Source organism: Sphingomonas sp. GC_Shp_5, from assembly GCF_026540855.1.
In the GTDB taxonomy this organism is placed as follows: Bacteria; Pseudomonadota; Alphaproteobacteria; order Sphingomonadales; family Sphingomonadaceae; genus Sphingomonas.
Genome location: NZ_JALNUP010000044.1, coordinates 1 through 12696, shown reverse-complemented (window position 1 = coordinate 12696; position 12696 = coordinate 1). Strand labels below are relative to the sequence as shown.

Sequence of the window (12696 nt, the reverse complement as noted above, 5' to 3'; positions counted from 1 at the left end):
TATGCGCAGTTCGTCGGACATGGCTGACCTTGTGGTTAAGCCGCTTCAACAGCTGCTCCAGGCAGGTGTTCCAAGACCGAGGATCCGCCCGGCGTTACAGCTAGTAGTAAAGTACTAGGCTTCAGCGGTAGATCCCTGGCGATAGACGCCATCAGGAACCTCAGTGGGTCCGCTGCACTATGGGAACATGGATGAACCGCTTCCTCGCTCCCTCGCCGGCAATACCCTTAATCATCTTGAGCAATTGATTGGCGGGCTGTCCGCGGGGGTTATCCTGATTGATCTCTCAGGCAGCATCATTTGGGCAAACAGTGCTGCCTTGACGATGCACGGGATCGACAGCCTCGACGGACTTGGCGCAAGTGCGGACGAATATGCCAAACGCTTCGCCCTGAGCGACCGCAATGGCCATCGCCTTACCAGCCGTGATTACCCGGTCATGAGGGTGCTTGCCGGCGAGGACATTCCGGATATCATTGTGGAGGTTTCTGCCAGTGGCGCTCAGGAGCCCCGATGGACCCATCATGTGCGGGACGTCGTGATGACAGGGGAGGATGGCGAACCGGACTGCCTGGCACTGGTCATACAGGATGTCTCAGAGCAATTTGACGCTGAAGAGCGGTTCGAAGCCATGTTCCAGGCGAATCCTGCTCCAGCTGTCATCCTGCGTTTAGCCGACCACAGGTTCGTCCGCGCCAACGGCGGCTTCCTAGAGATGACGGGCTACGCGCGCACGGGCGTAGTTGGCCGCAGCTTGTACGATCTTGACGTACTTCGTGGTGCCGAGCGGCTGCACATCGCCAAGGAACGGCTAGAGACCGGCAAGACTATCCCGCAAATGGAGGCAAAATTGCTGCTGCCCAACGGCCATGAGTCGCTGGTGGTTGTTGCCGGACAGCCCATCGAGATTGGCGATGACAAGTGTATGCTGTTCACCTTTACCAACCTTGAGCCGCGGCGACGGGCAGAACGATCTCTTCGCGACAGTGAAGCCCATTTCTCCACCCTGTTCCGCATGGCGCCAGTTGCGATGGCGTTGACGTCCCCTGATGGTCATAGGATGATTGAAGGAAATGAGGCTTTCTGGCGGCTAACAGGGTATACGGCGACTAGCTTTCTCGGCCGCGCTGCTGGCGATCCGGAGCTTTGGGCAAAGGTTGAGGAGCGAAACGCCGTTGAGGCCGAAGTCGAACGATCAGGTGGCATTCGCAACCGCGATGTTCGGCTGCTCGATGCCAAGAACCAGCCGGTAGATTGTCTACTTTCGGCCGAGCGCATGTCGCTTCGTGGTGAGCATTGCACCCTGTGGCTGTTCCAAGACATTTCTGCTCGACGGAGCAGCGAGCTCGAACTCGTTGAAGCAATTGAAGCCGTGATGAAGGATGCGAGTTGGTTCAGCCGCTCGATCGTCGACAAACTCGCCAGCCTCAAGAACCCGCGTGGCAATCATGAGCGTAACGATTTGCCCGATCTAACACCGCGCGAGCGGGAGGTGCTGAGCGCCATTTGTGAAGGGCTGGACGACAAAGCCATTATGCAGCGACTTTCCTTGTCAGGCAACACGGTGCGTAATCACGTGGCGAGCATCTATACCAAGATCGGTGTAAATCGACGTACCGCGGCCGCTGCCTGGGCTCGCGACCGCGGAATTGCGTAGTCACGTAAATACGTGGCTAGAGCGTTTTCCGGCCGACCTGAGTCGAAGAGGGATTCACACAGGCGCGCTGATCTGATTCACGGTGCTGGCTGGATGGAGGCCGGCATGGATGGGCAAGCCGTTGTCGATGGATCTTCGGTCGCGGGCACTGGCCGCGGTTGACGAGGGAATGAGTTGTCGGGCTGCGGCGACGCGGTTTGGTGTGGCTGCGGCGACGGTGATCCGGTGGCACGACCAGCGCCGCAGCACAGGCACCTATGCCGCCAGGCCGCAGGGCGGGGACACGCGGTCTCGGCGGATCGAGGCGCATCGGGAGACGGTGCTGGCGCTGCACGAAGCACGGCGCGACATCACGCTGGATGAGCTGCGTCGCGAACTGGGCCAGGTTGGCTTGACGGTGGCGATCTCGACGCTGCACCGCTTCTTTGCCCGGCACGGCATCACGCGCAAAAAAAGACCGGGCACGCGGTCGAGCAGGATCGTGCCGACGTCCTGAGCGCGCGCGAGGACTGGTTCGAGGGTCAGCTCGACCTCGACCCCAAGCAGCTGGTGTTCATCGACGAAACCTGGACGGCGACCAACATGACCCGCAGCCACGGCCGCTGTCGCCGGGGCGAGCGGTTGCGGATGGGCTACCCGCACGGTCATCGCAAGACTACCACGCTGGTCGCGGGCCTGCGCATGACCGGCATGGTCGCCTCGATGGTGCTCGACGGCCCGATCAACGGCGACTGGTCGAGGCCTATGTTCGACAGGTCCTCGTCCCCGACCTCAGGCGCGGCGACGTGGTCATCATGGACAACCTGTCCAGCCACAAGCGCGCCAGCGTCCGCGACCTGATCAAGGCAGCCGGCGCCCGCCTGCTGTTCCTCCCGCCATACAGCCCCGACTTCAACCCGATCGAGAAGGCCTTCTCCCGCCTCAAGGCCATGCTCCGCAAAGCTGGTGAGCGGACCGTGTCCGGGCTTTGGTCCCTCATCGCCAAACTGGTCGATCTGTTCCAGCCACAAGAATGCGCCAACTACTTCAGCTCTTGCGGCTATGACCCACACTGAATGGAATCCGCTCTAGTTGTAGACGGAAGCGATCGCAATTTGCAATCGTTTGCCCTGAGGCAATATTATTCCTGTATTAGCGCAATTATCTACACGCTTGGTAGCTTAAACGCGCCAATATTTTCAGGCTGATGTGAGGTTCAGGGCGATGCCTCCGATACCCCGAGTCCCCGGCGATTGAACTCGTTTCGGATCGCTTGCGCGAGCAAATCGTCTTGCTCGGGAAAAAGCTGGTCGTGCTCGGCCACAAGCTCGAAGTCGGGCAGCATCCAAAGTCGGCTAGGATCAAGTCGATAGCCTACTTGAGGTGATCTATTATGCGGCTTAGATTGTTCGGCGTTGGCCATGTAGGAACGCTTTCACTCGATGTGTCTTGCCCAGCCAAACGTGTGAAGGCGTTCGCCACCAGGCCAAACCAGACTAGCTTGTCTGCGCTCGGTTAAATGAAGCGCAGACAAAGCTTGCTATTAATGTGACGTTTTGACGGTGGTGCTACGATCACCATTGGTGCTGACGGAGGTTTCGCGAACGGTCTTACGGGTCACGGTTTTATGGCCGACCTTTACGCCTAGCACCTTTTTGGGCCGATGCGTCTTTCGCTTGGTGGTGTGAGTGATCTTCGTCTTGGTAGTGGCCACCCCGTTTTTTACGCTCGTATCGTGGTCCACCTTGGTTTGCTGAACCGTCTGAGCGAGCGCAGGGCTACCGCAGGAAAGGGCAAGTGCGGCAGTGACCGCAAGGGTGTGTTTGAAGCGCATTTTCTTGTCCTTCTTGGCGACGCTGGCAGACCTCCTCCACCCGATGTGTGAGGCCTTCAGCACTAACTCGCCGCCTGCCGAACGGTTCACAATAGATGCTCCCACCAGGCTAAGCTTAGCGGATCAGATGGCACGATCTTAGCCGATCATCATTCCCGCGCGATACCGTGACTTGCGCCTGGTCGAAGCGGCATGCGCCTGCACGTGAGCGGGATGAACCTGCGCGGAAACGCGTCCGTTGTCGATCAACTCGCGCAGCCGGGAGCGTCCGCGAGACACGCGGCTTTTATATGAGGCTTCGCTGATCGAGAAATGGTGCGCACCGTCTCGGATTGACGCCCCCTGCCCCGACAGCAACACAGCCTCCCGCTGCTCCTCACTAAGTTGGGAAAGCGCCCATGCGACGTCGGTCAAGTTGACCGCATCGTCCTGCCCGCCAGCCATGCCCTCCATTCTATCAAATGCCTCGTCTGGCAAACAAACCTGACGGCCGCCCCTCTGCCGATCGGTCAGAAAGCGGTTGCGCATCACAGTGCGGCTCCAGGCCGCGAAGTTCGTGCCCGGCTGAAACCCGTGGCGAGCAGACCAGCACCGCAGCATCGTTTCCTGGCTGAGATCCTCGGCATCAGTATCGCCCCTTGTCAGTCGGCGAGCGAAAGCCCGTAACATAGGCGATTGATCGCTCAGCATTGAAGCGAAGACGTCGTCGCTAATCTGAAGAGAATGATTTACAGGTGCAGAAGGCATGACGACGGTTTAGAGAGGCACGCGCGATAAGCCTGATGTTTCGCGGACGGGTTACACTAACCGCCTACTGGCTTTCGCATGTGCCACAGTATGTGGGTGACGCTATCCACCTGTTCAACCCGATCAATGCGGCTGCGCGCACAAGACAATGGGCGCGAGGCGAACGCCCATGCTTGCTTCAGCTTATGTCGATGCGCAGCTTGATCGAGTTGCTGACGGCAAACATCGCGCTTGCCGCCAGCCGTAGCCGCAATCAGAATCTAACCGACAACCCAGCACGGCCGCCGCCGCCCTTGTAATCATCGCCTGCATCACCGAACGCCTCCAGGAAGCCTGCTACGCGAGCGCCACTGTCGATCGTCACCCCGACGGTGCCGCGGCCATAAGTACCGAGCCGTTGGTTGGCGAAGTTGAGATCATATCCGCCATTGCCGAAGGAGACCGCGTCCCGGCCCCTAAATTCGTGGATTGCCTCTCCTTTCACGTAGATGTTGGTCGCGGTGGCGCCGTTGATCATCTTTGACCCCAGGCGCAGGCCAGCACGGCCACGCAGGCCATCAGCATCAGCGAAGTCAAGCGTGGTTGGGGCGGCGACCACCTGGTCGATTGAGGAACGCACATAATCCACCGAAACACTCGGCTCGGCGAAGAACCGGTCGCTGCCGAACCTCAGCCCCGCCTGCGCCATGCCACCATAGCCATGGCCGTCGATCTTCTGCCGGATCCCGACCGAAGGCATTCGCACGTCGATCCAATAATGCTCATACTTGCCAAGAGCATTGAGGAAGAAGGGACCTGCTTCAATCCCCGCGTAGATACCGCCGTTTACAGCCTGATATCCGAAACGATCAGCGGTTGCTGCAAAGCTCAGGGTTGAATTGGTGTAGCCCCCCGTGATGCCAAGCACGGTCCCTTTAAACCCGAAGCTACCTAGGTCTAGCCCGAACTGACCGCCATAATAGTCTTGGCTGTGGGCAAGATCGGCATCGACCGGCTGGCCGAAGGCGGTGAAGGTCTGGCTCGCGTGATCACGATCGACCGAGCCGTACATCTGGCCCCACAAAGCCGATCCACGTCGCGGCTCATCGCCACTGCCTGCCGTGGCGTCCCGGACCGTCTGGAGATGCCCGGAAACAGCGTCACTGCCGCGATAGAACACCTCTCGCGCGCCACTACCGAGCTTGACGAACTCGTAGGCTTGTCCGGTTGGTGTGCCGTAGAGTCCATAGGTGGCCGCTGCAGGATCGAACACCAACGAATAGCCGATCAGGCCATCGACGATCGTCCCGCCAGCGAGGCTGAATGCTCCTGCCGTACTACCCGCTCCGGCATCGACGACGACGAGGTTGTTGACGAGAACGCCGGGATTGCTGGCGAGCGACTGCAAGCTGATCTGCGTGGAACCAGTCGCCGCCCCGCCTATCACCAGCTTATCGGCCGTAGCCCCCGCAGCGGTGACCGACACATCCAGCCCGAGCGCGCTGCCCGAGTTACCGACAAAGCTGCCGGGCACAGTGAGTGTGTCGCCGGCGACGCCATTGCGCAGGTCAACCAATCCGGCATTCGTGAAGGTCTCTAGGCCCGCCAGCGTCACCGCTCCTGCCGTAGTCGCTCGGCGACGGACGGTGAACAGCCCGTTGTTGACCAGCGTATCCACTCCGTCGCCAAACGCGCTATCGCCAACCGCTTCGAAGACGCCATTGTTGATGAGCGTGTCGTCACCTGCGGTAAGATCGACATAGCCGTTGATCTGCCCCGATTGGCCGACCGTGATGGTGGTAGCCGCGCCATTGGCGCTGATCGCCGGGCCAGCAGCCGCCTGCACCACGTCTGCAATCGCGATTGTCGATCCAGTCCCGGAGGTGACGGCGATCCCCGCCGCCTGACCGGATACGGGAGCACCCGCCAGCGTCGTGACGGCAACCCCGCACGCACTTGAGGCGGCAATTGCAGTGCCCTGCGTGGCGCTAACCGCGCCCGAAGCGGTGATGCTGACCGCGCTGCATCCGGTTCCCGTAGCCACAATGGCGTTGCTGCCAAGACCAGTGACTGTGACCGGCCCGGCGAAGATCGTCTGCGCACCGTCGGTTGTCGCTACGGTTATGCCATTGGCATCGTCGCCGTTAGTGACTACCGGGCCGACGGTGACCGCTACCGGGCCTATCCCACCTGTGATTCCCAACCCATCTGAACGGGCACCACTGGTGGTGACGCTCGATCCGCTGACCGTAATCGCGCCTGTGCCGGCGACATTTGCCCCTGGGGCATCATCGCCGGTCGTGACAACATTGCCGAAGGTCAGCGTAATCGGGCCGCCTCCACCGCCAATTGCAAGACCGGTAGCGCCATCGCCTCCTGTCGTGACATCGCCGGTCGTCACTGCGATGGGTCCGGCACCGGCAACGTCGACCCCGGTCGATCCCGCACCCGTGGTCGAGACATTGCCTGTGCTCACCACAATATCGCCGGCGCCCCCATCGACGATGACCCCAGTCGATCGGTCGCCCCCTGTGGTCACATCTCCGGTCGTGACGTTGATCGTGCCATCGCCACTTACGTCAACGCCGGGTGAGTCGTTGCCCGCCGTCGTGACATCGCCGGTGGTAACGATGATGGGGCCTGCGCCGCCATCGACGATGACGCCGGTCGAGCCATTCCCTCCAGTCGTCACATTGCCGGTTGAGACAGTGATCGGGCCGCTGCCGCTCACATCAACGCCGTCCGCATCATCGCCGCCAGTGCTTACGTCGCCGGTACCCACCGTGACGGGGTCGCCGCCACCATTCACATCAACGCCGTCCGAGCCGTCGCCCCCGGTAGTGATCGGGCCTGTGGCGACGTCCGCCGCGCAGGATCCAGGTCCGAGCACCAGGCATACCGCCGGATCGGTGATGATGCGCACAGCTGTTGCGTTGTCGCCCGAGGTGCTGACCGCGCCCAAGTTGGCCAGGATCCTTGCAGGAGCGTTGATCACCACGCCTAACGCACCATCACCGGTGGTACTGACTTGATCGGCGGCCAGATCGATGTCGCAAGCGCCACTACCCAGCAGCACGCAAGCGGCAGGGTCGGCCGCAATGTCGATGCCGTTGGCATTGTCGCCGCCGGTCTCGAGCAGGCCGATGCGCCCGGTAGTCGGCCCAACGACGCGAGCAAGCACGCCGGTGGCCCCCGCCCCTGACGTGGTCAGCTGGCCAACATCGAAGGATGTGCCGCAATTGCCAGCCCCTAGCAGAACGCACGCATCGGGATCGGAAGCCAGATCCAGCCCGATAGCATTAGCGCCGTTGGTCTGGAGCACGTCCACCGATCCGGTAACGTTGCCCGCTGCGCGGATCAGCGCACCTGGCGAGTTGGCGCCGTTGGTGACCAAGTTGCCAACCGTGAAGTTGGCATCGCAGGCTCCGGCACCGAGCGTTGCGCAGATCGTCGGATCAGCGAGCAAATTGATGCCCGCTGCCTGATCGCCGTTAGTCTGCAGCACGCCGACATTGAGTGCTACAGGGGCTGCAGCAGTGATCAGCGCACCGATACCGCCGAAGCCGTTGGTGGTGATCTGGTCGGCGGCTGCCGTCACGCTGCAACCACCGTTGCCGAGCAGCACGCAAGCCGCTGGGTCGGTCGCGACATTTAGACCGAGGGCCTGGCCTCCGGACGTGCGTAGCACGCCGACATCAACGTCTACATCACCAGCAGCACGCACGAGCGCAGCAGTGGACAGGTTGCCCGACGTATCGATCAGATCGGCATTAAGCAGCGCCGGGCCGGAGATCGCGAGCAGCTGCGCGCCGTTCGAATTGTTGCCAGTGGTGATGATGTCACCAGCATTGACCGCCACGCTGCCACCTTGAGCATCCACACCGGGAGCGTTGTCACCTGCGGTGGATACGAGATCATCGACGGTGAACAGCACGGTATCGACAGCTCGTAGCACTGCGCCGGTCGCACCGGTGCCATTTGTGGTGAGGCTGGTGACCCGGGCATTAATGCCGCCACCCGAGGTGAGCGCTAGCGCGGGCTGGTCTACAGAATTGACGACTGCAGTAGTAACAGGGGTCAATGTGAGATCAGCGGCCGTCCCGATCGTCGTCAGATCAATGCCGGCATTAGAATTAAGGCCCGCGACCAGGGTGACGACTGCGGGGCCGATAATTGGAGCTGGAGCGGTCGGCACTGCAGCTCCAGGCGTCACTGGATCAGGACTGGTCCCACACATTATGTTGATGCCGGCTTCGGGCACACAGAGCAGTTGCGCGTGAGCGGGTGGCGCAGTGAGAACTCCGGCACCGATCATCGCCATCGGCGTAAGCATCCAAGAGGTTGCAATCCGGCTGGCGCCATTCCTCAGATTGTTCTTCATGAGAAACCTCCATTTGGCTCGCACCGGGCAAAATCGGTGAGCGGTTATGGGGCGACAGTGGTTCTTCCAGATTAATCATCAGTAAAATAGGCTGCGCATTTCAAAACCGCTTTGCGCAATGTACCGACTCGGTCCAAATGCTAGTTTGTTGGTGCCCTTGGTACCGCCCTGGCGAAGCGCCGTCGATAGTCGTTGAATGCGCAGCTGCGCTTACCGCAACATCGAGGCATGAAAACCTGGTCTTCCAGGCGGCGCTTAGATGAGCAACTTGCTACTTTCTAATTTGTGTCGATCTTTACAGATCTGGAACTACGCGCAATTGTGTGATCCTCAAATAGGCCCCGGAGCAGCGTTACGCCCTCGAGCAGCACTTGTTCGCCCCAAGCGTTGTTAACGGTACTACCGCCGCTGGGTTCTTTGCAAACCTAGGAGTTCCGGCTGAATACCTTGGACCTGACAGCAAATGTTCAGTGAGCAGGCATGCCAAGGAAGATTTGACCAATGAATATTTGGGAGAATGAGAAAGCCCAAACGCGTTTTTCCATCGGGCCGCATTACGCCATATCCATCAGCGATCTCATTAATAACGATGCAGCGCGCGCTGTACAGCCCACCGGCTACACCTCCGTTACAGCTGATGTCTTAGCGGATTGCGCTCTTGGCTGGCCGTCTGCTGATCTGTGAGCGCGGCGATCCCGTGGGGGCCCTTCCCTGTCAGCTTTGCGGCCTGCTATGTCTTTCGGATGGTGGAGAGTGCGAGGCCGAGCTACGAGGAACTGGAAACCGCGCTGGAGCGTGCCAATGCACGCCTTCAGCAGGCCTATCGGCGTCATATCGAGCAGCGCAGAAGCTATCAGGCTGAGATCGCGCAGCTCCGTGGCACGACCAGCGATCTGGCCAAGGGCGAGGCGTTCCGTCGGGCAATCATTGATAGCTCGACGGAACACGCAATCATCTCACTTGACCTGAAGGGGCTGGTGACGAGCTGGAACGAAGGCGCCTGCCAGACCTTGGGCTGGACTGAGGAGGAGATGCTGGGCAAGCCCGCCCACATCTTCTTCACACCCGAAGATATCGGGTCCGGAACTCCTAGCCGGGAGATGGTGAATGCTGCCATTACCGGTCGCAGCGAGGATGAACGGCTTCACTTTCGCAAGGACGGGACTGGCTTTTGGGCCAATGTCCTGACGATGCCGCTAGAAGTCGACAGCCAGCAGATCGGGTTCATCAAGATTCTGCGTGATCGCAGCGAGCAGCATCGCGCAGAACAAGCACTGAAAGCGATGGCGGAGGAACTCGCGTTCGATCGTGCTACCTTGGAGGCCGTATTCGAAAACGCGCCAGTTGGTCTGTCGCTGGCGTCCGCGCCGTCAGGCGAATCTGTTCTGATCAACGAGCAGATGCGCCGCTTAACTGGTCGCGACTTCTCCGCTGGCGGGGTCGATCGTTATCTCGGCGCCGGCGCCATCAAGGACGATGGCAGACCCTACGCGCTGGACGATTACCCGCAGGTTCAGGCGATCCGGCATGGCATAGAAACTCATGCCGCTCCTTTTCTGATCGAGCGGCCGGACGGCAGCAGGCTGCGTACTGAGATTAGTTCCGTACCCCTCCGGGATGAACGAGGTCATATAATTGGCGCGGTCAGTGTCGTCATCGACGTGCATGAGCGTGAGCAGGCGGCCGAGCAGCAGGCGATCCTGACCGGTGAACTCGCACACCGCATGAAGAACTTGATGGCGATGGTACAGGCGATCGTGCATCAGTCGCTGCGTTCGGCTGTCACGTTGGATGATGCACGCGCGAGCGTGTCCGAACGATTCCAGGCTTTGACGCAGGCGCAGGACCTACTCACCGCCTACAGCGGGCTAGCATCAGATCTCGGCCGGGTTGTGACGACGGCGCTTGCCTCGATCAACGACGGTGAGCGGGTTGCGATAGGAGGTGATCCAGTCGCCATTGGCGCGCCAGCGGCGCTGTCCTTCACGCTCGTGTTGCACGAGCTGGCAACGAATGCCCTGAAATATGGTGCGTTGTCGCTGCCGGATGGCAAGGTAATGGTGCAATGGACGCTAGACAGGCAGCAAGCAGGCGAAAAGCTGATCCTTACTTGGGCTGAGGCGGGCGGCCCGATTGTATTGGCGCCTACCCGCAGGGGGTTCGGAACCAGGCTGATCGATAGCATCGGGCGTTCGTTCGGGGGATTCAGCGAACTTAGCTATGATCCCGCTGGGGTTCGCTGGCTGGTAGAAGTGGATGCCGCCCAGCTCAGATAGTCCAGGCGGCAGGGCGGCCGAATGGCGCCATTCTCAAGTGCCTCGACCCGGCACCCCTTGTGCAAGAAAAGCTCTGGTCCTGGGATCGCTTGCCGATCCAGCGAGTTAACGTAAATTAACCGTGCGAACCAGGAAGCCATGTGCCACGTCTTGATCATTGAAGATGAACCCATGATCGCACTGTTCCTCCAGGATATCCTGGAGGAGGCGGGAGCAACATCGTTCGCCGTTGCCGCGACGGAACACGATGCCGTGAGCTTGGCTCTTCAGCAGCGTCCTTCAGTGATCACATCAGATATGCGGCTCCTCAAGGGGACAGGGCCACGAGCCGTTGAGCAGATTACTCAGCAGATAGGCAAAGTTCCCGTCATCTTCATCTCTGCAAACCCGGAGCTGTGTAGCTGGCCAAACCCGCCAATCGCCGTTTTGGCTAAACCGTTCAGCTACCACGAAGCCATAACGGTGTTCCAGCGGGTCGTTCCACACTGATCGAGGGGGTGGGTGCTATCCCCAGGAAGGTGGGGTGCACCTCTTCTAAAGACAGCGTCTGCTGCCGCTTCAGCTACGAAACCGCAGCGAGGACGGCACCTGTAGCGATTGAAGCTGACAAATACGAAAGCGGGTGCGCAGGTCGCCCTGCCGCACCCGTCACTCCGTCAACGGCGGTAGCCATCTCCACCGCCGCGGCCGTAGTTGTCGCGATCATGATGATGGTCGTCGCGGTGATTGCGGCGTTCGTCATAACCCCGGCCCCCGCGATAGTCGCCGCGATAGCCGTTGTAATCACGGTTGACGTAGCCGCGGTAACCGCCCTCATAGTAGCCGTCATAAACCGGGGCATATGCCACGACCGGGCCGTCATAGCCCTCGTCGTAGTAATAACCATCGTCGCGACGATTGGCGCTCGAGGCGAGCGCTGCGCCGATGGCAAGACCCGCAACGCTGGCAATGACAGCGGTGCCGGCGTTGTCGCGGCCGTGATAGTCGCCATAATGCTGCGCCTCGGCTGGCGCGGCAACCGCGAGTGCGGAGGCGCCAAGGGCAAGGGCGAGCGTGATCTTCTTGAACCGGGCAATCATGACCTTTATCCTCAAGGCCAATCACGAAATGGTCAACATTGATCCCGTTCGTGCTGGCTTGAGATCGTAATGCACCTCTCCGGCTGAACCGGCTCGGAATGCACCCTGCAGCTCATGTTCATGAGGGGAAGTATCACTGTCGTATATTTATGATCTAGGCGGCCAAGCCGGATGCCTGCTCGGCGATGAGATGGCCAAGATCGTCCGCAGACATGGCGCGGCCGTAGAGATATCCCTGCCCTTCGGCGCATCCCGAGCGCTTCAACCATTCCTGCTGCTCGACGGTCTCAATGCCTTCGGCTGTGACGTCCAGGCGGAAGCTCTGACCCATCCGCAATATCGAGTCGACAACTACAGCATCCGGGCTCCCGGCCACCATGCCCTCAACAAAGGACTTGTCGATCTTCAATCGCGTAACGGGCAGCTCTTTAAGAACGCTGAGCGATGCATAGCCGGTACCAAAATCATCCAGGGCAATGCCGATCCCCTGCTGCCGCAGGGCGCTCAAGGCTGTCTTGACCATGCTGCTGTTCTTGACCGCAATCGTTTCAGTGAGCTCGATCTCAATCAAATTGGCGGGCAGATTGTTCTCGCCCAGCTTTGCAGCGATACGCTCGGGCAAGCTTCCAGAACGGAATTGTGCTGCAAAGAGGTTTACCCCGACCCGGATCGGCGTACCCGCCCGCATCCATTGCGCGGCTTGGGCGATGGCAGTTCGTAGCACCCAGGTGCCTACTGCAGCCGCGAGAGGCATGCGGTCGAGG

General features: G+C 60.3%; 10 protein-coding genes and 1 pseudogene. 5 read left to right on the top strand and 6 right to left on the bottom strand.

Translation table 11 applies throughout. From position 1 onward, the window contains the following. Positions 1 to 187 precede the first annotated feature (187 nt). Positions 188 to 1657, top strand: coding sequence for a helix-turn-helix transcriptional regulator (locus OXR60_RS19260; RefSeq protein WP_267397651.1), 1470 nt, complete (start codon positions 188 to 190; stop codon positions 1655 to 1657). 109 nt (positions 1658 to 1766) lie between these two features. Continuing rightward, a pseudogene (locus OXR60_RS19255) lies at positions 1767 to 2712 on the top strand (IS630 family transposase). A gap of 140 nt (positions 2713 to 2852) precedes the next feature. Here the strand turns inward: OXR60_RS19255 and OXR60_RS19250 are convergent. From OXR60_RS19250 to OXR60_RS19235, 4 genes are all read right to left on the bottom strand, one after another. Then, on the bottom strand, positions 2853 to 2981 hold the full coding sequence (locus OXR60_RS19250) for a hypothetical protein (RefSeq protein WP_267397650.1): 129 nt from the start codon (positions 2979 to 2981) through the stop codon (positions 2853 to 2855). Between the two features lie 198 nt (positions 2982 to 3179). Beyond that, a complete protein-coding gene (locus OXR60_RS19245) occupies positions 3180 to 3560 on the bottom strand; it encodes a hypothetical protein (protein WP_267397649.1) in 381 nt (126 codons plus the stop codon). Between the two features lie 48 nt (positions 3561 to 3608). Then, on the bottom strand, positions 3609 to 4217 hold the full coding sequence (locus OXR60_RS19240; protein ID WP_267397648.1) for a sigma-70 family RNA polymerase sigma factor: 609 nt from the start codon (positions 4215 to 4217) through the stop codon (positions 3609 to 3611). A 253-nt stretch (positions 4218 to 4470) separates the two neighbouring features. After that, positions 4471 to 8577, bottom strand: coding sequence for an autotransporter domain-containing protein (locus OXR60_RS19235; RefSeq protein ID WP_267397647.1), 4107 nt, complete (start codon positions 8575 to 8577; stop codon positions 4471 to 4473). 501 nt (positions 8578 to 9078) lie between these two features. On the opposite strand from OXR60_RS19235, the gene OXR60_RS19230 reads away from it, so the two are divergent. The 3 genes from OXR60_RS19230 to OXR60_RS19220 all read left to right on the top strand — a co-directional run bounded on the left by OXR60_RS19230 (position 9079) and on the right by OXR60_RS19220 (position 11342). After that, positions 9079 to 9261, top strand: coding sequence for a hypothetical protein (locus tag OXR60_RS19230; RefSeq protein ID WP_267397646.1), 183 nt, complete (start codon positions 9079 to 9081; stop codon positions 9259 to 9261). A 59-nt stretch (positions 9262 to 9320) separates the two neighbouring features. Next, positions 9321 to 10853 carry a PAS domain S-box protein gene (locus OXR60_RS19225; RefSeq protein WP_267397644.1) on the top strand — a complete coding sequence of 511 codons (1533 nt, stop codon included), beginning with the start codon at positions 9321 to 9323 and terminating at the stop codon, positions 10851 to 10853. A gap of 138 nt (positions 10854 to 10991) precedes the next feature. After that, positions 10992 to 11342, top strand: coding sequence for a response regulator (locus tag OXR60_RS19220; RefSeq protein ID WP_267397643.1), 351 nt, complete (start codon positions 10992 to 10994; stop codon positions 11340 to 11342). A gap of 167 nt (positions 11343 to 11509) precedes the next feature. Here the strand turns inward: OXR60_RS19220 and OXR60_RS19215 are convergent, their stop codons facing one another. After that, positions 11510 to 11932, bottom strand: coding sequence for a hypothetical protein (locus OXR60_RS19215; protein ID WP_267397642.1), 423 nt, complete (start codon positions 11930 to 11932; stop codon positions 11510 to 11512). Between the two features lie 154 nt (positions 11933 to 12086). Further along, positions 12087 to 12696, bottom strand: a 610-nt coding sequence (locus OXR60_RS19210; RefSeq protein WP_267397641.1) for an EAL domain-containing protein, incomplete at its 5' end; no start/stop codon positions are given.